Source organism: Pseudomonas guariconensis (assembly GCF_015680235.1).
GTDB classification, from domain to species: domain Bacteria; phylum Pseudomonadota; class Gammaproteobacteria; order Pseudomonadales; family Pseudomonadaceae; genus Aquipseudomonas; species Aquipseudomonas guariconensis_A.
Genome location: NZ_JADLJL010000008.1, coordinates 81334 through 101977 on the forward strand (window position 1 = coordinate 81334; position 20644 = coordinate 101977).

General features: G+C 64.8%; 18 protein-coding genes. 10 read left to right on the forward strand and 8 right to left on the reverse strand.

Annotated features, from left to right (window positions below):
- Positions 1-60: 60 nt before the first annotated feature.
- The 4 genes from IRZ56_RS08475 to IRZ56_RS08490 all read right to left on the reverse strand — a co-directional run bounded on the left by IRZ56_RS08475 (position 61) and on the right by IRZ56_RS08490 (position 7564).
- Positions 61-4587 carry a hemagglutinin repeat-containing protein gene (locus IRZ56_RS08475; RefSeq protein WP_196144545.1) on the reverse strand — a complete coding sequence of 1509 codons (4527 nt, stop codon included), beginning with the start codon at positions 4585-4587 and terminating at the stop codon, positions 61-63.
- A 25-nt stretch (positions 4588-4612) separates the two neighbouring features.
- On the reverse strand, positions 4613-6292 hold the full coding sequence (locus tag IRZ56_RS08480; protein WP_196144546.1) for a ShlB/FhaC/HecB family hemolysin secretion/activation protein: 1680 nt from the start codon (positions 6290-6292) through the stop codon (positions 4613-4615).
- Between the two features lie 155 nt (positions 6293-6447).
- Positions 6448-6990 (reverse strand): L,D-transpeptidase family protein, encoded by a 543-nt coding sequence (locus tag IRZ56_RS08485; protein ID WP_196144547.1) that lies wholly within the window; start codon positions 6988-6990, stop codon positions 6448-6450.
- Between the two features lie 19 nt (positions 6991-7009).
- Complete coding sequence (locus IRZ56_RS08490; RefSeq protein ID WP_196144548.1) at positions 7010-7564, reverse strand: NUDIX hydrolase; 555 nt, start codon at positions 7562-7564, stop codon at positions 7010-7012.
- 133 nt (positions 7565-7697) lie between these two features.
- Between IRZ56_RS08490 and IRZ56_RS08495 the strand changes: the two genes are divergently transcribed.
- The 5 genes from IRZ56_RS08495 (at position 7698) to purT (ending at position 11101) form a co-directional block, all read left to right on the forward strand.
- Positions 7698-8297 carry a CoA pyrophosphatase gene (locus tag IRZ56_RS08495; protein ID WP_196144549.1) on the forward strand — a complete coding sequence of 200 codons (600 nt, stop codon included), beginning with the start codon at positions 7698-7700 and terminating at the stop codon, positions 8295-8297.
- Between the two features lie 40 nt (positions 8298-8337).
- On the forward strand, positions 8338-8862 hold the full coding sequence (locus IRZ56_RS08500; RefSeq protein WP_196144550.1) for a gamma carbonic anhydrase family protein: 525 nt from the start codon (positions 8338-8340) through the stop codon (positions 8860-8862).
- Positions 8855-9055 carry a DUF1289 domain-containing protein gene (locus tag IRZ56_RS08505; RefSeq protein WP_196144551.1) on the forward strand — a complete coding sequence of 67 codons (201 nt, stop codon included), beginning with the start codon at positions 8855-8857 and terminating at the stop codon, positions 9053-9055. Before IRZ56_RS08500 ends, IRZ56_RS08505 begins: the two co-directional genes overlap by 8 nt.
- Positions 9056-9307: 252 nt before the next feature.
- Positions 9308-9775: a VUT family protein gene (locus IRZ56_RS08510; protein WP_196144552.1), complete on the forward strand. Its 468-nt coding sequence runs from the start codon at positions 9308-9310 to the stop codon at positions 9773-9775.
- A gap of 144 nt (positions 9776-9919) precedes the next feature.
- Positions 9920-11101 (forward strand): formate-dependent phosphoribosylglycinamide formyltransferase, encoded by a 1182-nt coding sequence (purT, locus tag IRZ56_RS08515; protein ID WP_196144553.1) that lies wholly within the window; start codon positions 9920-9922, stop codon positions 11099-11101.
- Between the two features lie 107 nt (positions 11102-11208).
- On the opposite strand, the gene IRZ56_RS08520 is transcribed toward purT, so the two are convergent.
- The 3 genes from IRZ56_RS08520 to IRZ56_RS08530 all read right to left on the reverse strand — a co-directional run bounded on the left by IRZ56_RS08520 (position 11209) and on the right by IRZ56_RS08530 (position 14789).
- Positions 11209-12510: an MFS transporter gene (locus IRZ56_RS08520; RefSeq protein ID WP_196144554.1), complete on the reverse strand. Its 1302-nt coding sequence runs from the start codon at positions 12508-12510 to the stop codon at positions 11209-11211.
- A gap of 257 nt (positions 12511-12767) precedes the next feature.
- Positions 12768-13970, reverse strand: a complete 1203-nt coding sequence (locus tag IRZ56_RS08525; RefSeq protein WP_196144555.1) for a transporter associated domain-containing protein — start codon at positions 13968-13970, stop codon at positions 12768-12770.
- Positions 13971-13979: 9 nt separating this feature from the next.
- Complete coding sequence (locus tag IRZ56_RS08530; RefSeq protein ID WP_196144556.1) at positions 13980-14789, reverse strand: cytochrome C assembly family protein; 810 nt, start codon at positions 14787-14789, stop codon at positions 13980-13982.
- 368 nt (positions 14790-15157) lie between these two features.
- On the opposite strand from IRZ56_RS08530, the gene ffh reads away from it, so the two are divergent.
- The 5 genes from ffh (at position 15158) to rplS (ending at position 18713) form a co-directional block, all read left to right on the forward strand.
- Entirely contained in the window at positions 15158-16534 is a 1377-nt protein-coding gene (gene ffh, locus IRZ56_RS08535; RefSeq protein WP_043212452.1) for a signal recognition particle protein, read from the forward strand.
- Between the two features lie 236 nt (positions 16535-16770).
- The gene (gene rpsP / locus IRZ56_RS08540) at positions 16771-17022 is read left to right on the forward strand and encodes a 30S ribosomal protein S16 (RefSeq protein ID WP_023382041.1); all 252 of its coding nucleotides are present in this window, start codon (positions 16771-16773) and stop codon (positions 17020-17022) included.
- A gap of 5 nt (positions 17023-17027) precedes the next feature.
- On the forward strand, positions 17028-17564 hold the full coding sequence (rimM, locus tag IRZ56_RS08545; RefSeq protein ID WP_070574704.1) for a ribosome maturation factor RimM: 537 nt from the start codon (positions 17028-17030) through the stop codon (positions 17562-17564).
- A gap of 3 nt (positions 17565-17567) precedes the next feature.
- The gene (trmD, locus tag IRZ56_RS08550) at positions 17568-18320 is read left to right on the forward strand and encodes a tRNA (guanosine(37)-N1)-methyltransferase TrmD (protein WP_196144557.1); all 753 of its coding nucleotides are present in this window, start codon (positions 17568-17570) and stop codon (positions 18318-18320) included.
- A gap of 42 nt (positions 18321-18362) precedes the next feature.
- Positions 18363-18713 (forward strand): 50S ribosomal protein L19, encoded by a 351-nt coding sequence (gene rplS / locus IRZ56_RS08555; protein WP_196144558.1) that lies wholly within the window; start codon positions 18363-18365, stop codon positions 18711-18713.
- 71 nt (positions 18714-18784) lie between these two features.
- Here rplS and IRZ56_RS08560 read toward each other — a convergent pair whose 3' ends face one another.
- Positions 18785-20623, reverse strand: coding sequence for a cation:proton antiporter (locus IRZ56_RS08560; RefSeq protein WP_196144559.1), 1839 nt, complete (start codon positions 20621-20623; stop codon positions 18785-18787).
- Between the last annotated feature and the right edge of the window lie 21 nt (positions 20624-20644).

Genomic DNA, 20644 nt, shown 5'->3' on the forward strand with positions numbered 1-20644 from the left:
CAGGCGACGATGATATCGGGCCCGACCCAGTCCCAGGCGGCGCCCATCTCGAACACGCCCTCAACGATCCCCGTTCTGCCGAACCTCCGAAACCCACTGTTCGCTGCGGCTATATCCACTGGTACGCAACAGCCCCAGGTCCAACGGGTTCTCGCCGTCGGCCGCCCCCTTGCCCTTGGCCAGTTCGGCGATTGCGGTGCCGAGGTCGACGGGTGAATTCGACGCATCGACCGATACATCCCGTCGATAATCGGTACCGGTCAGCGTTTCGCGCGTGATTGACGCCGCCTGCAGGTCGACCGGGCCGTTGGCTGACTGCAGGCGGGCGCCCACCAGGTGCGCATCGCCACCCACTTTCACGCCGATGCCCTCGCGACCTTTGAGGGTGGCCTGATGAGCCACGGTGTCTCGTTGCTGGTGGGACACCTCGAGCTTGAACGTCGGCGACAGGCCCGGCTCGGCCTTGCCCAGCGCCGCGCTGGTCTTCTCGCCGATCTTGCCGCTCGCAGGCCCAGCCAGGGCCTTGGCGGCGTTGGTATAGCCCTGGGGATTCTTCTCCTGGCTAAGGCGCGCATCGCCCGTCACGGTCAGGGTATCGACCCGGTCCTTGCGGCTGGCTACCAGCAGGTCGCCGCCGATATCACCCTGGATGCGTTGGGCCTCCAGGCTGGTGCCTTCGAGACGGGCATCACCCTGGCTCAGCAGGTTGATGCGGTCGGCACGCCAGGTATTGGCATTCCAGGTCTGGTTGTCTCGTTTGTCGAGGTCGACTCGGACCCTGCCGTGCAGGGCGCGGCTGTCGAGTTCGCCCTGGCTCAGGCTTATGCCGGCCCCTGCGGTGATGTCGAGGTTGTTGCGGTAGTCACGGTTGCCGGATCCCTCGAGCAACAGGCCGCCATTGAACGTCTGCACGTCGATCCGTGCCGCAGATGCCTGAAGGCCTTGAGCACGCAGGGCTATTGCTTCTCGTGCGCGGCTGCTCAAGGAGAGGGTGCCGGCACTGGTGATACGCGCATCAACGGCTTGGTCGCTGCGTTCGTCCAGCGAGCCATGGGTGAAATGACCGCCGATGCCGCCACCCTTGCTGGTACCGGTCTTGGCCGCCAGCTCCAGCCCGCCGCCGAGCCTCGCACCGCTGGCCTGGTGGGTATCACGCGCGGCCTCGATCTGCAGCAAGCCACCACTGTCCAGGCGCACATTGGCCACGGGCGTCTCGCGGCTGCCGATGCGGGTGCCTTCGATCAGCAGGTCGCCGCCGCTGCTGAGGCTGACATCGCCCTTGGCGTCGACCTGTGCGACTTGGGCCTTGGTGTCCAGGCGTTGCTGTCGGTCCTTGTCCAGGTAGCCACGGCCGTCGATGCCGGTGCTGCCAGGACGGTTGCCGCCTTTGGCCCAACCATTGCCGGCCAGGCTCTCGGTCATTTGGCTGGTGCTGTCGGTGGCCTGGGCCAGGGTCAAGGTGCCGTCGCTGTGCAGCGATACATCGCCTTCCCCGCCGTCGATATGCGTGCCTTCGTAGCGCCCATCGCTGCCGAGTTGCACCTGGATGCCACGTTGGCCGTAGAGCGTGCCGGGGCGGGCAGTGGTGGCCCTGTCTTGTGTTTCCAGCGAGCCACCCTTGCCCGCGACCCGGGCGTTGATGTCCTGGCCGGTGCTGGTATCGACACGCACGTCGCCGCCTACGTCCCGGCGTTTTATATCGGTTTGCGTGGTATCGGTGGCGGCGAGCATCTGGTGGCGCTCGGCCTGCAGCGTCAAAGTGCCTTCATCGGCGCGCCATTGGGTACCCTGGTCATTGATGTCCTTGGCCCTGACCGTGACCGAGGCGCCGGATAGCTCACTGGCCTGGGCATAGCCCCGGCGCTGGTTTTCCAGGCGTAGGAGATGGTCCACGGTCACATCGGCGCCGAGGCTGGGTGCGGTCAGGGCGTCTTCCACCGATGCCTGCTGGAAACGAGCGGCTTCCTCACCCTCGACCAAGCGCTCGATCGGTCGGCTGATGTCGCGGTATTCCAGGCTGGCCCCTAGGCTGGCGCGCCAGTTGCGTGTGCCCTGCTCGCGTTCTCCGACGTTCTCGACGGCCTGGTTGTCGATTCGTTCGGCTTGCACACCCAGGGCGCCGCCGGCCTGCACGCGAGCGGCCTGGGTAAGGAGGTTGCCGGTGGCGAGCTGGATATCACCCGTGGCCAACAGTTCGCTGCGCACCGCGTTGCGGGTGGCTTCGCGGGCGGTGCTCTGCTGGTGCTGGCCGGTGAAGGCACTGCCGAGCCTGTCGATCCCGCCCGTCACCGCCAGTGCGCCTTCGATGCGGGTTTGCTCGCTGTCTGATTCACGGCTGTCGTGGGTCGCCCCCAGGGTGGTTCGCGCAGCCTGCACAGTGAGGTCGCCAGCGCTGGCCTGGACCTTGGAGCCGTTGACCTGCAGATGCCCGCCACTGGTGAGCTCGACCGTGGTGCCCTTGAGTTCGCTGGACACTTGGGTGGTTTCTCGCTCCTTCCGCCGGCTGTTGCTTACCCGGTATCCCAGGCTGGCCTCGAACTGGCGCGAGTCCGGCTTGCCGTCCTGGGCTTGCTGGGTCTGCCTGGCGCTGGCGCTGAGCCCGCGCGTCTGGCGCAGGGTCTCGGTCTGCTTGTCGGCCTGTGCGCTGTCGACCAGCAGGTCGCCCTTGGCCTCGACCTGCAACTTCCCGCCTGCGCCGAGCTTGGCGCCCTGGATACGCATCTCTTCGGCGCTGGCCAGGCGCAGGTCGCTGCTGGCGGTCACGTCGCTGACCAACAACTGCTCCTGGCGGCTGTTGCGTGTCTGCTGGGTGCCGATCAGGCCGAAAAGCTTGCTGTCGCTTTCATGCTCGGCAGTGGACAGGGTGCTGCGATCGGCCTCGATGCTCAGCAGGCCTTTCTCGCTATACAGCACCGAGTCACCCTGGCTGGCCAGGTTGCTGCCCTTGATCGTGACCTGTTCGGCGATCACGCTCAGGTTGCCCTTGGCATCGAGATCGCTGCCGGCCACGGCCTGGCCCTGGCGATCATTGCCGTCGCGATTGCCGAAGAAGGTGCCGGAGACCAGGTCGCCGCGATAGTCGCGCTGGTTGCCGATCTCCTCGAGAGTGGTTGTCGTCACGGTTACCTGCTTGCCTTTCAATTGCATGTCGCCAGTGCTTTCCAGGCGGCTGCCCGTGACCGTGAGGTCGCCACCGGCATTGACCACCAGGCGCTGGCCTCGGAGCACGCTGGCCTGCGCTGTTTCCTTGGTCTGGTCGGAGTCGCGGTCGCCACGCCAGAGGTTCTTGCGATGGCGGATCTGTTCCTCGACCCGCAGGCTATCGATACCCGCTTCGATACCCAGCGCACCAGCGCTGTCGAGCCTGAGCTCGCCGGCACTGTCCAGCTCGGCGGCGCGCAGACGCATGTCGCCGCCGGCGCTCAGCGCAATGTCGCCGGCCTGCAGTTGCGTGCCTTGTTGCTTGTGGGTGGTGGTGGTCCGGGTGCGGTCGTAAGTCTCGGTGGTGACGAACCAGGCCTTGCTGTTCCATTGCTCACGGTCACGCTGGATGTCCTGCCGGGCTTGAGCGTCGAGAGTGAGCGTGTTGCCGGCCTTGATGTCGATTCGCCTGGCCTTGCCTTCGACGGCGGTCAAGGTCAGGTCATCGGCCGCCGCCAGCGACAGCTCGCCCTGGGCGCTCTGCAGGCTGGCTCGCTCGCTGCCGGTGCCGCTGATGGCCAGGTCACCGGCCGACCGGATACTGATGCCGCGCTGTGCCGAAACCTGCGTCGGCCCCATGCGCACGCCGGCGCCTTCGGCGGTGCTGACCACACGGATGCGCCCGGCACGCATGGCGCCGAATAGGTTGGCATCGATGCTGGCCGGGACGCCCGGCTGGTGCTCGAGTACATCGCCTGTACCGGCATCGATGCGGTTGCGCCCGGCAATGAGCGTGAGGTCGCCTGCAGCGGTCAGCGGGCCCTGGCTGTCGATGCGTGGGGCGACCAGGTCTAGTGCCCCTTCGCTGTTGGCCTGCCCGCCGGCGGCAACCTGCAAGCTACCACTGGCCTGCAAGGTGTCGATCAGGCGCAGTTGCTGTTCCTCGACCAGCGGGGTGCCGACCACGAACCCGGCGCGGGTCGTGTTGATGAAGCTGCCGCCATTGAGGGTAATGCCATTGGGGTTGGCCAGGATGTAGTCGGCCGGGCGACCGAAGATCTCCTGTGGGCCTTCGATCACCGATGCGTTGCGGCTGATCACTTCGTTGAGGATGGTCGAGGCGGCTTGGCCCTGGAACTGCGGGTTCGCGGCCAGGGCGCCGGCCAGTTGCGACTGGCCGGGTTGCAAGGCGTTGTTCAGCACGACACCGGGCTTGCCGACGTTGTAGTCGAGGAATTGGTTGTGCGACAGGCCCTTGGCATTCGGGGCGACGATGTCGATCACCGGCACGCCATGGCCATTGTTGACCACAGGAGTGCCGCCAGGCCCTGCGGCCGGTTGCAGAGCAGGCCCCGCCAGAGCGGCCGACGAGGTCAGCAGGGCGATGAAGATAGCCCAGCGCAAGGTATCCGGGCGTTTGGATCTAACTTGGATGCAAGTCGTCACGTTTTGTTCTCTTTGTTGTGGGTGATCAGATGCTCAGGGCCCATTCCAGGACCCAGATGCCGGGCTCCAGCGACTGCCGGTTGCGGTCGCTGGCATACAGGGCGCGTTGGTAGTCGAGGCGCAGGCGGTTGCCTGGGCGCACCAGTTCGAGGCCCAGGGAGGCCCCTGCGATGCGTTGGGACGGTGCGTTGCGGTTGAAGCGCGCCCAGCCCAGATCCAGGCCAAGCTGTGGTCGGACTTCCAGAGGCGCGGAGATGGGCAGGGGTTGGCTGAAGGTATTGCGCCATACCGCACCGCTGGTGCCGGCTACGGTGCCTTGGCGCCAACCGCGCACGGCGGAGTCGTCGCTGAGTAACAGTTGTTCGACGGCCGGCAACGCTTCGCGGCTATATTGCAGGTTCAGCTCGCCTTGCCAGCGCCAGGGCCACTGCGCAGGGCCCTGGCGCAGGTGCAGGACGTTGGCGCGGTACTTGCGAAAATGTGCCCGTGCAGGCAGCCCAGGGACCTGGACAGGGTGTTCGGCACCGAACCAGTCCAGGCTCTGGGCGACGCCCAGGTAGGCGTTCCACAGGCCGCCGTCGAGCCATAGCAGGTTGAGCCCGGCTTCCAGGGTGGCGAGTGTCGGACTTTGCTGGAGGGTCGTGGCGCCGTCGATGCGATTGACCAGGGCCTTTCTGTCCAGGCGGGCAACCGTGCTCAGCAGGCCTTGCTGGTTGCGCCACAGCAGGCGCTCCAAGCTCACGCCCTGGAGACTGCTGGTGCCGCTGCTGACCTGCCGCCCGTTGGGCAGCGGGGCCTTGTAGCGCATCCAGCTGGCGTTCAGGGCCAATGTCCATGGGCCATAGGGCAGGGCGTAGTACAGGCTGGCGCCCTGGCTCTGCCCCGGGGCGTCGAAAACGGCCGAGACCAGGGCCAGGCGCAGGTCATCGTTCAGGCCCAGCGGGCTGTCCAGCCCCACGCCCAGGTTCAGACGGTGGCGGCCGGTCAGCTCGCTGCCGCGATTGTCCAGGCGGCTGTCCAAATGCCAGCGCGAGCCGACCTGGCGCGGCTGGATGATCACCCGCGTGCCGCCCTGCAGTTCCCCAGGCAGCAGGTCGGCGCCCAGGTCATAGGCACGCAGGCGGTTGAGTTGGTCCAGCCCCTGTTCCAGGTCAGGCAGGTACAAGGGTTTGCCGAGCAAGCCGGGAAAGGCGCCTTGCAGGGAAAGCGGCAGGTCGGCATCGGGCAGTTCGATCGACTCGACGAAGCCTTCGACGATGACGATATCCAGAGGCTGGCCGGCCTGGGGCTGCAGGGCCAGGTAGGGGCGGCTGGCGGGGTAGCCAGCCTCTATGTAGCGTTCGGTGATGGCCTTGAGCAGCCGATTGATGCCGGCCACATCCAGGCAGGGCGCCAGCAGGGGTCGCAAGGCCCGGTCCAATGCCGCGGTCGGCACCTGCCGGTTGCCGCGCAGGCGCAGGCCGGGAATTGCCCAGCAGCGACCGGCGGGGCGTTCATCGAGGGTCGGTTCCCTAGCCGTTCTGGGCGCTGGACGACGCTGCCATTGCTCCAGGCGTTGTTGTTGTTCCAACTGGCGCAGCGTGCGCTGCTGGTCGCGTAGCTGCTCGCTGGCTGGGTCGGTTGCCTGGGCGGGCAGCGCGGCCAGGCAGGCCAGGGGCAGCCCGACGGATAACCAGCTGGCAATACGCAACAGGAGGGTCGGCATGGGGGAATTCCGCAAGGTGGGTACGGGAGGTACCCGATTGCGTGAATTCTAAAAATGCACCCCATTGCTTGGATGCGGTCCCGTGCCCATAGGCCTGTCGGCTGGGAGCGGATCGAATGTACGAAGCGTCTTACAGAAACGATGTCGTGTAGGAATCAGGGACGAATCTCGATCAAGGTCCCGTCCTTCACCATGCTCCAGACTTCCTGCATGTCCGCGTTGCGCATGGCGATACAGCCTTCGGTCCAGTCCAGGGTGTGGAAGTACCACTCCGGGTAGTTCTCGTCGATGGGCGTCCCGTGGATCATGATCATGCCGCCAGGGTTGACGCCTTCCCGGCGGGCGCGGGCAGCATCGCTGATATTGGGGTAGGAGATATGTATGGCCAGGTTGAAACGGTCGCTGACCTTGCGCCAGTCCAGCCAGTAGAGGCCTTCGGGGGTGCGATTGTCGCCCTCGCGTTCCTTGGTGCCCTTGGGTTGTTTGCCCAGGGAGATACGGTAGGTCTTGAGCGGCTCGCCGCGGCTGATCAGTTGCAGGCGGCGTTCGGACTTGAGCACCAGTACCTTGTCGACCAACGGTTGGCTGGCGACCGGGGACTGCGCGGTGTCCTGCGGCTTGCGGATGATGGTCTCGGTGAAGGCCGCCTGGGACACCGACGTAACGCAAAGGCAGAAAAGGGCGAGCAACCAGCGCATGAAACCGTATCCCTGAAAACTAGGTGATGGACGACGAGACATTCATCGGGGGCAGGTACTCATGGCCTACCGGGTAGGACTGCCCGATGCGGTCGCGATAATAGCATTCTAGTGTGCGTGTCACGGTGCGGAAAGCCAGCTCGTCCCAAGGAATTTCATGTTCTTCGAACAAGCGCACTTCCAGGCTCTCGATACCGACGGCGAAATCCAGGTCGGCCAGCTCGGCGCGGAAGAACACATGCACCTGGTCGATGTGCGGCAGGTCGAACAATTGGTACAGGCTCATGTGCCCGACCCGGGCGCAGGCTTCCTCCACGGTTTCGCGACGGGCGGCTTGCTCGAGGGTCTCGCCGTTCTCCATGAAACCGGCGGGCAGGGTCCAGAAGCCACGGCGCGGCTCGATCGCACGGCGACACAGCAGCACCTGGGTGCCATGGGTGGGCAGTACGCCGGCAACGATATTGGGGTTCTGGTAATGGATGGTCTGGCAATGGTCGCAGACATAGCGGGGGCGGCTGTCGCCCTCGGGAATGCGCTGTATCACTGGCTGGCCGCACGCGCTGCAGAATTTCATGCTTTTCTTCCTTTGAGGTACGGCTATCTTGGCGTGCCCACCACCGTGACCGCAAGCCGCCATCGGGCAGGGCTTGGGTGCGTTGCGGCTTTGGTGCATCATGCAGGGCAGGCCTTGCAATCGAGAGTGTGTAATGCTGGATGAGCTTCTTCGCCGCATGAGCAACCATACCCCCGCATCACTGGAAACGGACCGACGTTTCCCCGAGGCGGCGGTCCTCTTGCCCATCACCCGTAGCGAAGAGCCCGAACTGGTGCTGACCCTGCGGGCCAAGGGCCTTTCCACCCACGGTGGCGAAGTGGCCTTCCCCGGCGGGCGGCGCGACCCGGAAGACCCGGACCTGGTGTTCACCGCGCTGCGCGAGGCCGAGGAGGAAATCGGCCTGCCGCCTGGTCTGGTGGAGGTGGTCGGCCCCCTCAGCCCGCTGATCTCCCTGCATGGCCTGAAGGTGACGCCGTTCGTCGGCGTGGTTCCGGATTTCGTCGAGTACCGCGCCAACGACGCGGAGATCGCGGCCGTGTTCACGGTGCCGCTGGCGTTTTTCCGCCAGGACCCGCGCGATCACACCCACCGCATCGATTACCAGGGCCGCAGCTGGTATGTACCGGCCTACCGTTATGGCGAATACAAGATCTGGGGGCTGTCGGCAATCATGATCGTCGAGTTGGTCAACGTGCTGTTCGATGCCGGCATCGACCTGCATCATCCCCCAGAGCGCTATACCCCGATCTGAGTGGGCATCCCCCGACAGCTTCAACCGTGAGGAGCGAGACATGAAATACCGCCTGGGCGACCTGCGGGTCGAGACCCATCCCAGCAGCTGGGCAGCGCCCAATGCCACGCTGATCGGCAAGGTGCGCCTGCAGGCCGGGGCCAGCGTCTGGTTCGGTGCGGTGCTGCGCGGCGACAACGAGCTGATCGACATCGGCGAAGGCAGCAATGTCCAGGATGGCACAGTGATGCATACCGACATGGGCTCGCCGCTGACGCTCGGCAAGGGCGTGACCATCGGCCATAACGCCATGCTCCATGGCTGCACGGTGGGCGACCACAGCCTGGTCGGCATCAACGCGGTGATCCTCAACGGGGCGCGCATTGGCAAGCACTGCATCATTGGCGCCAACGCGCTGATCCCGGAGGGCAAGGAGATCCCTGACGGCTCGCTGGTGATGGGTTCGCCGGGCAAGGTGGTACGCGAGCTGACCGAGGCGCAAAAGCGCATGCTAGAAGCCAGCGCCGCGCACTACGTGCAGAACGCCGAACGCTATGCCCGTGACTTGGCGCCGCAGGATGACTGACGTGGCTGATCGTGAACGGCCGGTCGCCTCGCCCTGCGTGAATGTCTGCGCCCTGGATGAACAGGATATCTGTGTAGGGTGCCAGCGTACGGTGGCCGAGATCACCCGCTGGTCGCGCATGGACAACCAGGAGCGCCGGCAGGTGCTGGTGCTGTGCCATGAGCGGGCGGTGGCGGCTGGGTTGGTCATCTGAGGGCCGTGGTGTTCATGCGGTCCAATCGCGGGACAAGCCCGCTCCCACAGGGGAACCAGCGCTAGCCGCTTGTTCTTTGCGCGACAGCGCAGCCCGGAAGGGCTGGGTGATCTCCCACAGGTACGATGCATGCCACGAGGTCGTTCGGGACCTGTGGGAGCGGGCTTGTCCCGCGATGGGGCGGGCGCAGGCAGGGGCTGCAGTTGACCTTGAAATCAAGTATTCTGTGCCGCTTGTCCAACGCGTGATCCCATGTTCTATCTCATCGCTTACATCAGCAGCGTAGTGCTGATCAACTACGCCTTCTCCAGTGCGCCGCACCTGGATGTCATCTGGTCCGCCTGGGGCGGGCTGGTGTTCATCCTGCGTGACATGGTGCAGACCCGCTATGGGCATGGCGCGCTACTGGCCATGCTGGCGGCCCTGGTGCTGTCCTACGTCACCTCGGAACCGGCCATCGCCCTGGCCAGCGCCACCGCGTTCTTCATTTCCGAGCTGATCGACTGGCTGGTGTTCAGCGTTACCCGCCGGCCGCTGCGCGACCGCCTGTGGCTGAGCTCGGCGCTGAGCATCCCGGTGGACACTTTCATTTTCTTCGGCATGATCGGCGCCCTGACACCTGCGGTGATCGGTACGGCGCTGGCTTCGAAGTTCGCCGGCGTCACTGCGGTGTGGCTGGCCATGGCCTGGCGGGCACGCCGCACGGCCGTCGCGGGCTGAGGCAGGGAGCGCTGCGCGCTTCTCTGGCGACACAAGGCCGCTCCTGCAACGGCCCCAACGCGCGTTGCCAGGTGTAGAATACCGGTCCTTTTTCAGCGGGCGGCAGCCAGCGTGGCGCGGCCCCGACGCCTTCGAGGACCTGAAATGACCCGTATCGGAACCCCATTGTCGCCCACCGCGACCCGTGTACTGCTGTGTGGCTGCGGCGAGCTGGGCAAGGAAGTGGTGATCGAGCTGCAGCGCCTGGGTGTCGAAGTGATTGCCGTGGACCGCTACGCCAATGCCCCGGCCATGCAGGTTGCGCACCGCAGCCATGTCATCAACATGCTCGATGGCGTTGCCCTGCGTGCGGTGATCGAGGCTGAAAAACCGCACTACATCGTGCCGGAAATCGAGGCCATCGCCACCGCGACCCTGGTGGAGCTGGAGAATGAAGGCTTCAACGTGGTCCCCACCGCCCGCGCCACGCAACTGACCATGAACCGTGAGGGCATCCGCCGCCTGGCGGCCGAGGAACTGGACCTGCCGACCTCGCCCTACCACTTTGCCGATACCTTCGAAGACTACGCCAAGGCAGTCGCCGACCTGGGCTACCCGTGCGTAGTCAAGCCGGTGATGAGCTCCTCGGGCAAGGGGCAGAGCCTGCTGCGCAGCGAGGCCGACCTGCAGAAGGCTTGGGACTATGCCCAGGAGGGTGGCCGTGCTGGCAAGGGCCGGGTGATCATCGAAGGCTTCATCGATTTCGAGTACGAAATCACCTTGCTCACCGTGCGCCACGTGGGCGGCACCACCTTCCTGGCGCCGGTAGGGCACCGCCAGGAGAAGGGCGACTACCAGGAGTCCTGGCAGCCCCAGGCCATGAGCCCGAAGGCTCTGGCCGAATCCCAGCGGGTCGCCCAGGCGGTCACCGATGCCTTGGGCGGGCGCGGCCTGTTCGGCGTGGAATTGTTCGTCAAGGGCGATCAGGTGTGGTTCAGCGAGGTCTCGCCGCGCCCGCACGACACGGGCCTGGTGACTCTGATATCCCAGGACCTGTCGCAGTTCGCCCTGCATGCTCGCGCCATCCTCGGTTTGCCGATTCCGGTGGTACGCCAGTTCGGCCCGTCGGCCTCGGCGGTGATCCTGCCGCAAGGCAAATCGCAGCAGACCTCGTTCGCCAACCTGGGCGCAGCGTTGAGCGAGCCGGATACCGCGATCCGTCTGTTCGGCAAACCGGAAATCGACGGCCAGCGTCGCATGGGCGTGTGCCTGGCTCGTGACGAGTCGATCGAGGCGGCCCGGGCCAAGGCCACCCGCGCGTCGCAGGCGGTCAAGGTCGAGTTCTGATGGCCAAGGTCTGTGCGGTAGTGCAGCCCGAAGGGCTGGGTGATCTCCCACAACCTTTGTAGGAGCGGCCTTGCGCCGCGAAGGGGCCGCAACGCGGCCCCCGCCTTTCAAAGTTTTGCGTTGCGGGTCTCTTTCAAACACAACACGGCAATCAGGCTGATCACGGCCGCTGCCGACACATAGCCGCCCACCCAGCTCAACCCACCCAGGGTCACCAGCTTCTGGGCGAAGAACGGTGCCGCCGAGGCGCCGACGATGCCGCCCAGGTTGTAGGCCGCCGAAGCGCCGGTATAGCGCACATGGGTCGGGAACAGTTCAGGCAGCAAGGCACCCATCGGGGCGAAGGTCACGCCCATCAGGAACAGCTCGATGGCCAGGAACAGTGCCACGCCCGTGGTCGAGCCGGAGGTCAGCAGCGGCTCCATGGTGAACCCAGACGCCACGGCCAGCAGGGCGCCGACGATCAGCACCGGCTTGCGCCCGTAGCGGTCGCTCAACCAGGCCGACAATGGCGTGGCCAGGGCCATGAAGACCACGGCGAAGCACAGCATGCCCAGGAAGCTCTGGCGGGTGTAGCCCAGGGTCGAGACCCCGTAGCTCAGGGAAAACACCGTGGAGATATAGAACAGCGCATAGCACACCACCATCGCCAGGGCACCCAGCAAGGTCGGCAGCCAGTACTTGGCGAACAGGTCGACCACCGGCAGTTTCACCCGCTCATGGCGTGCCACGGCTTTGGCGAACACCGGGCTCTCCTCGAGCTTCAGGCGCACATACAGGCCCACCACCACCAGCGCGGCGCTGAGCAGGAACGGAATGCGCCAGCCCCACTCGCGGAACTGCTCGTCGCTCAGTACCAAGGCCAAGCCCAGGAACAGGCCGTTGGCGGCCAGGAAGCCGATCGAAGGGCCCAATTGCGGGAACATGCCGAACCAGGCCCGCTTGCCTTCGGGCGCATTCTCGGTGGCCAGCAGCGCCGCGCCACCCCATTCGCCGCCCAGCCCCAGGCCTTGGCCGAAGCGCAGCAGGCAGAGCAGTACCGGTGCCCAGATACCGATGCTGTCATAGCCTGGCAATACGCCGATCAGCGTGGTGGAGACGCCCATCAGCAACAGCGAGGCGACCAGGGTCGACTTGCGCCCGATACGGTCGCCGAAGTGGCCGAACAGCGCCGAGCCCAGCGGGCGCGCTAGGAAGGCGATGCCGAAGGTGATGAAGGCCGCGAGCATCTGCGCGGTGCCCGAGCCCGACGGGAAAAACACCGGGCCGATCACCAGGGCGGCGGCGGTGGCATAGACGTAGAAATCGTAGAATTCGATGGCGGTGCCGATGAAGCTGGCTGTTGCCACCCGCGCAGGCGAGTTGACCGGGGCTGCCGGGGTGTCGGCATAGGTGCTGCTGGTTGTCATTATGTAGGTCCCTGACAGTCGAGTGCTCCTTCGTGGGCAGCCCGAACCCTTGCCAGGCAGGCAGGGGCGCGTGGGCGCCGGAGCGAACAGTAGTGAGTCGCCCAACTGACGATAGCCCAAGGGATAGGAGGGGAGCGGGCTGTTCTGGGTGGTGAAGCAGGACCGCGGGGCGTGTCAGTGAGGCGGACTGGCCGTCGGACGCCGGGTGCGGGTAGCGGGCGGGACGGCAGGGCTGGGTAAGCGTGACCCGAGTATAGCTACCGGGTCACGGTCCATACCAGTACCTTGCTGGCGCAATTGTCCTCTGTTTCGAGGATTTCCAGGCGATAGCGACCGATCTTCAGGCAAACGGCGCTTTCCGGAATGCTTTCCAGGGCTTCGGTGACCAGACCGTTGAGGGTCTTCGGCCCGCCGTCGCAGGGCAGGTGCCAGCCGAGGCTGCGGTTGATCTCGCGCAGCGAAGCGGTGCCTTCGATCACGTAGCGGCCATCGTCCAGCGGGTGGACGTGGGGGTTGTCGAGGGACTGTTCATCTTCGAACTCGCCGACGATTTCCTCGAGGATGTCCTCCAAGGTGACGATCCCCAGCACTTCGCCATATTCGTCGACCACCACGCCCAGGCGCCGTTGCTGTTTGTGGAAGTTCAGCAGCTGCATCTGCAGCGGCGTGCTTTCGGGAACGAAATAGGGTTCGTAGCAGGCGGCCCGCAACGCCTCGCGGGTCAGTTCGGCACGGGGCAGCAGGTGGCTGATCTGCTTAGTGTTGAGGATGGCTTCGACCTGGTTGATGTCGCTGTGGTAGACCGGCAGGCGGGTATGGCGGCTGACGATCAGCTGCTCGATGATCTGCTCGATCGGCTCGTCCAGGTTGATGCCGTCCACTTCGTTGCGCGGCACCAGAATGTCGTTGACGGTGATCTTGTCCAGCGATTGCAGGCCGTCCAGCAGGCCCGCGCGTGGTGCCTCGAAGGGTTCGGCGTCGTCGAAGTCGTCGTGTTCCTCCGGGTGCAGGGCCAGCGCCGTGGGCTGGATGCGAAACGGCCGCAGGAGCAGCTTGGCGCAGCCATCGAGCAGGCAGGCCAGCGGTTGCAATACCACCAGCGGCCAGCGCAGCAAGGCGCCGAGGGTGACGAAGGCCTGCGGGTTGCGCCTGGCCATACGCCGCGGCAGGTATTCGGCCAGGATCAGCAAGGTGAAGGTGGCTGCCAGGCCTGCCAGCCAGAAGCCGTGCTCACCGTTGTAGCGTTGGCCAGCCAGGCAGGCCAGGCCTAGCACCAGCAACTTGCCCAGGCTCGCGCACAGCACCACGGCTTGGGCGGGCAGGGCCGGTTCGGCAGTTTCAGCGGGGCGCTGGTGGCCATTGAGCAGTTGGCGGGCTGCGTCTACCGCGGTGAACAGCGCCGCCCAGAGCAGCGCCAGTGCCAAGGTGCCGAGTAGCGGAGCGTACGGCAGGGTGTCCATGGGCGGCCGTCAGATATGCAGGATGAATTCACGTACCAGCTTGCTGCCGAAATAGGCCAGCATCAGCAGGCAGAAACCGGCGAGCGTCCAGCGGATCGCCTTGTGGCCGCGCCAGCCCAGGCGGGTGCGCCCCCACAGCAACAAGCCGAACACCACCCAGGCGATGCAGGACAGCAAGGTCTTGTGCACCAGGTGCTGGGCGAACAGGTTCTCCAGGAACAGCCAGCCGGAAAGCAGCGACAGCGAGAGCAGGCCCCAGCCCGCCCAGAGGAAGCCGAACAGCAGGCTCTCCATGGTTTGCAGGGGCGGGAAGTTGCGGATCAGCCCTGAGGGGTGCTTGTGCTTGAGCTGGTGGTCCTGCAGCAACAGCAACAGGGCCTGGAACACGGCGATGGTGAACAGGCCATAGGCCAGGATCGACAGCAGTATATGCGCCAGGATCCCGGGTTCCTCGTTGACCAGCGGTACGGTGCCGGGCGGTGCGAACTGGGCCAGCAGGGCAGTGATGGCGCCGAGCGGGAACAACAGCATCAGCAGGTTTTCCACCGGAATGCGCAGACAGGCCAGCAGGGTCAGGCCGATCACTGCCACGGCGATCAGGCTGGCGGCGCTGAAGAAGTCCAGGCTCAGGCCCAGGGGGGTGATCAACTGGAAGAACAGGGCGCCGCCCTGGGCAAGCACGGCAAAGGCGCCGAGCAGGCCGAGCAGGCGTTTGTCGACCTTGCGGCCCTGGGCGAGGTAGGCACCCTGGTAGATCGCTGCAGCTATATAAAGGCCGGCGGCGATCAGGTTGGGGATGAGGCTGGGAGAGGAGACCATAAGTCCTGGTTGGCGAGCCTTAAAGAGACGGAGTGTGGCATAGATCGCCGCTGCCAAGGAAGACCGGCAGGCCCCATCGCCGGTGAGCCGGCGTCCACCTGTCCTGCGCTGTTTTCAGAGACACCGCCATACCTGTGGGAGATTCTATGGTTGTGGGCAAGCCGACTCCCACTGGTGCAGCGCCAACCACACCCTGTGGGAGCCGGCTTGCCGGCGATGGGGGCGCCGACCATCCAGATCCGGTGGCGCCAAGGTGTGCGCCGTCGCCGCTCTTCGCTATAATCGCCGCCTTGCTGTGCCCAGCGCGTGTACATGTTCACCTGGGCGCCTGAAAAACCTCGGCTTCACTAGGGCCTGAAAGGATCACCATGTTCGAAAACCTGACCGACCGCCTGTCACAGACGCTGCGCCATGTCACCGGCAAGGCCAAGCTGACCGAAGACAACATCAAGGACACGCTGCGCGAAGTGCGCATGGCCCTGCTTGAGGCCGACGTCGCCCTGCCGGTGGTCAAGGATTTCGTCAACAGCGTCAAGGAGCGTGCGGTCGGCACCGAGGTGTCGCGCAGCCTGACCCCAGGCCAGGCATTCGTGAAGATCGTCCAGGCCGAACTCGAAGGCCTGATGGGCGCCGCCAACGAAGACCTGGCGCTCAATGCCGCTCCGCCCGCGGTGGTGCTGATGGCCGGCCTGCAGGGCGCGGGCAAGACCACCACCGCCGGCAAGCTGGCGCGCTTCCTTAAAGAGCGCAAGAAGAAGAGCGTGATGGTGGTGTCGGCCGACGTCTACCGTCCGGCGGCGATCAAGCAGCTGGAAACCCTGGCCAACGACATCGGCGTGACCTTCTTCCCGTCCGATATCAGCCAGAAGCCCGTGGCCATCGCCGAGGCGGCGATCCGCGAGGCCAAGCTCAAGTACATCGACGTGGTCATCGTCGACACCGCCGGCCGTCTGCACATCGACGCCGACATGATGGACGAGATCAAGGCCCTGCACGCCGCGGTCAAGCCGGTCGAGACCCTGTTCGTGGTCGATGCCATGACCGGCCAGGACGCCGCCAACACCGCCAAGGCCTTCGGCGACGCGCTGCCGTTGACTGGCGTGGTGCTGACCAAGGTCGACGGCGACGCCCGTGGCGGTGCCGCACTGTCGGTGCGCGCCATCACCGGCAAGCCGATCAAGTTCATCGGCATGGGCGAGAAGACCGAGGCCCTGGAGCCGTTCCACCCGGACCGTATCGCCTCGCGCATCCTCGGCATGGGCGACGTGCTCAGCCTGATCGAGCAGGCCGAGCAGAACATCGACAAGGCCAAGGCCGACAAGCTCGCCAAGAAGCTCAAGAAGGGCAAGGGCTTCGACCTCGAAGACTTCCGCGACCAGCTGCAGCAGATGAAGAACATGGGCGGCCTGGGCGGCCTGATGGACAAGCTGCCGAGCATCGGCGGGGTCAACCTGTCGCAGATGGGCAATGCCCAGGGCGCGGCTGAGAAGCAGTTCAAGCAGATGGAGGCGATCATCGACTCCATGACCCCGGCTGAGCGTCGCGACCCGGAAATCATCAGCGGCTCGCGCAAACGCCGCATCGCCCTCGGCTCCGGCACCCAGGTGCAGGATGTCGGCCGGCTGATCAAGCAGCACAAGCAGATGCAGAAGATGATGAAGAAATTCTCCGCCAAGGGCGGCATGGCCAAGATGATGCGTGGCCTGGGCGGGATGCTGCCGGGTGGCGGCATGCCGAAGCTGTAACGTCATTCAGGGTGGCTGCCTTTAATAGGGCAGCCACCCGGAACCCCCCGCCTTGGCGGGAACTGATGTCGCGAAATTCGCGGCTTAACTGGCAGATCTGAACGGCGCGGCAGGCCCTCGCCGAAAAAGGCATTTGCAAATGTCCGTGTATTCCCCGAGAATATGCGGCCTTTTGGGCACCCTGTGCCCATTTGGGCATTCAGATTTGCAGCACCGACTATAGGAACGATGTTCACATGGTAACCATCCGTCTTGCCCGTGGCGGCTCGAAAAAGCGCCCATTCTACCACCTGACCGTGACCAACTCGCGTAACGCCCGTGACGGCCGTTTCGTTGAGCGCGTTGGCTTCTTCAACCCGATCGCATCGGGCGCCGAAGTCAAGCTGTCGGTCAACCAGGAACGCGTCAACTACTGGCTGAGCCAGGGCGCGCAGCCGTCTGAGCGTGTTGCTCAGCTGCTGAAGGACGCTGCCAAGGCCGCTGCCTGAGCAGTATGAACGCGACGCCAGAAAACGCTGACGCCCTCATTGTCGTCGGCAAGATTTTTTCGGTTCACGGCGTTCGCGGCGAGGTGAAGGTGTACTCCTTTACCGATCCGATTGAAAACCTGTTGGATTATCCGCGCTGGACGCTTCGGCATGAAGGCAAGGTAAAGCAGGTCGAGCTGGTCAACGGTCGTGGCTCCCAGAAGGGCCTGGTCGTGAAATTGAAAGGCCTCGACGATCGTGACGAAGCACGTCTTTTGAGCGGTTACGAAATCTGCATCCCGCGGAGCCTTTTGCCCAACCTGGCAGCTGACGAGTACTACTGGTACCAGTTGGTGGGCCTGAAGGTCATCAATCAGGACGAACAGCTGTTCGGCAAGATCGATCACCTGTTGGAGACCGGTGCGAACGATGTAATGGTGGTCAAGCCTTGCGCAGGCAGCCTGGATGATCGCGAGCGTCTGTTGCCCTATACGGAGCAATGCGTGCTGGCAGTCGACCTGGAAGCAGGCGTGATGCGAGTCGAATGGGACGCGGATTTCTAGACGATGGGTAACCTTCGCGTAGAGGTCGTCACCCTGTTCCCCGAGATGTTCTCGGCCATCACGGAGTACGGCATTACCAGCCGCGCGGTGAAACAGGGGTTGCTGCAAGTGACCTGCTGGAACCCGCGGGACTACACCACGGATCGCCACCACACGGTGGATGATCGGCCTTTTGGCGGTGGTCCTGGCATGGTGATGAAGATCAAGCCTCTGGAAGATGCCCTGGCCAGCGCCAGGCAGGCGACCGGAGCATCGGCGAAGGTGATCTACCTCTCGCCACAAGGCCGCAAGCTGACCCAGCAGGCGGTCGAAGGCTTGGCACAACAGGAATCGTTGATCCTGATTGCCGGCCGTTATGAAGGCATCGACGAGCGTTTTATCGAGGCTCATGTCGATGAAGAGTGGTCGATTGGCGACTATGTGCTTTCCGGTGGCGAGCTGCCGGCCATGGTACTGATCGATGCGGTTACGCGACTGCTGCCCGGAGCTTTAGGGCATGTGGACTCGGCGCAGGAAGATTCCTTCACCGATGGTCTGCTCGATTGCCCGCACTACACCCGACCGGAGGTGTATGCGGATCAGCGCGTTCCCGACGTGTTGCTTAGCGGCAACCATGCACACATCCGGCGTTGGCGGTTGAAGCAGTCCCTTGGTAGGACCTTCGAACGACGCGCCGATCTTCTGGAAAGTCGCTCGCTTTCTGGAGAAGAGAAGAAGCTGCTCGAGGAATACCTCCGCGAGCGGGACGATAGTTAACGTATCGATGGTGGATCGAGTTATCCGCCTTAGGAGCACAGCATGACCAACAAGATCATCCAGCAGCTCGAAGCCGAGCAGATGAACAAGGAAATCCCTGCCTTCGCACCAGGCGACACCGTTGTCGTCCAGGTCAAAGTGAAGGAAGGTGACCGTTCCCGTCTGCAGGCATTCGAAGGTGTCGTTATCGCCAAGCGTAACCGCGGCCTGAACAGCGCTTTCACCGTGCGCAAGATCTCCAGCGGCGTTGGCGTAGAGCGTACCTTCCAGACCTACAGCCCGCAGATCGACAGCCTGTCCGTGAAACGTCGTGGTGACGTGCGTAAGGCCAAGCTGTACTACCTGCGCGACCTGTCCGGCAAAGCCGCTCGCATCAAGGAAAAACTGTCCTGAGTGCAGTTTGACCGGTGGCCGAGGCCACCTTGCGAGAAAAAAAGCAGCCTTCGGGCTGCTTTTTTGCTTTCTCAATGATTGGCCATGTCCGCCTCGACGACCGCTTTGGCCTCCCGGTCGGCTTCCACCAGCGCTACCAGTGTCCAGCCCGGTTGGGGCTTGAGGGATGAATCCGGGCTGGCCACATGCACCCAGCCATTGGCATCGCGGGCGAACAGTACGGTGGCCCGATCACCATGTAGCGCCTGGTAGTCCTGCCAGGAAAAGCCCTCGGTCAGGTGGGTACTGTACAGCTCGGCCCCCTGGTGCAGGCGGTTGGCCAGTTGCCCATAGGTCATAGGGCTCGTTCCCAGCAGTTGGCCGCGATGTTCCTCGCTGGCGCGGTGCTTGTCGCTGCGCTGTTTGTCCAGGCCGCTGGCCAGCACGAACAGGCGGTTGTGGCCGAAGTCGTGGCGAAAGCGCGCGCAGGCCAGGGCATTGAGCTCGCCTGCCGGCGACAGGCCGAGCAGGTGGCCAAGGCCGACCAGGTCAAGGTGGGCATCGGCATGCTGGGAGGCGGGGTTGCCGAAATAGGTCGGCAGCCCGTCCATGCGCGCGGCGCGGATGTTTTCCCAGCTGGAATCGGTCAGCAGCACTCTACTACCCAATTGTTGCAGGGCTTTGGCGACGGCGCGCGCCGGCGGGTTGGCGCCGACGATGAGAAAGCCGCTGGGCGCAGGTTCGGCGACCTTGAGCAGGCGGGCCAGGGGCCTGGCGGTGGCGCTCTGCAGCACCACGGTGCCGATGATCACGGCGAAGGTCAGCGGCACCAGCAGCAGGGCGCCCTCATGACCTGCCTCATCCAGGCGGATGGCGAAGATGGCCGAGACCGCTGCGGCGACGATACCCCGCGGGGCGATCCAGGCCAGCAGCAGGCGTTCGCGCCAGCCCAGGCTCGAGCCCCAGGTGGAGAGCAGCACATTGAGCGGGCGGGCCAGCAACTGGATCACCAGCAGCAATGCCAGTACCGCCGGGCCCAGGGCCAACAGTGCATGCAGGTCGAGGCGGGCGGCCAGGAGGATGAACAGGCCGGAAATCAACAGCACGCTGAGGTTTTCCTTGAAGTGCAGGATCTGCCGCACATCCACCCCTGGCATGTTCGCCAGCCACATGCCCATCACTGTCACCGCCAGCAGTCCGGACTCATGGACGATCTGGTTGGCGGCGATGAAGATGCCCAGCACCGCGGCCAACGATGCCAGGTTGTGCAGGTACTCCGGCAGCCACTGGGCGCGCATCACCTGCCCCAGCAGCCAGCCGCCGGCGGCGCCCAGCGCACTGCCGCAGAAAATCACCCCGCCGAAGGTCACAAGACTCTGGCTCAGCCCCTCGCCATCGGTGCGGGCGATGATGAAGCTGTAGACCACCACCGCCAGCAAGGCACCGATCGGGTCGATGACGATGCCCTCCCAGCGCAGGATGTTGGCGATCGCTGCCTTGGGCCGCACCACGCGGAGCATGGGCACGATCACTGTCGGGCCGGTCACCAGGGTCAAGGTGCCGAACAGGATCGCCAGCGGCCAGTCGAAGCCCAGCAGCCAATGGGTGGCCACGGCGATCACCACCCAGGTGCTCAGCGCGCCCAGGGTCACCAGTCGATGCACCACGCTGCCGATCTCGTGCCATTGGGACAGGTGCAGGGTCAGGCTGCCTTCGAACAGGATCAGGGCCACCGCAAGGGACACCAGGGGCATCAAAAGCGGGCCGAACAAGTCTTGCGGCGACAGCCAGCCGAGCACGGGGCCGGCGAGGATCCCGGACAGCAGCAGGAACAGGATGGCAGGCAGTTTCAGGCGCCAGGCCAGCCATTGGCAGGCCAGTGCGGCGGCGCCGATGCCACCGAAACTCAAGAGAATCTGCTGTTCGCTCATGCGGGCTCCCTATGCCGACGT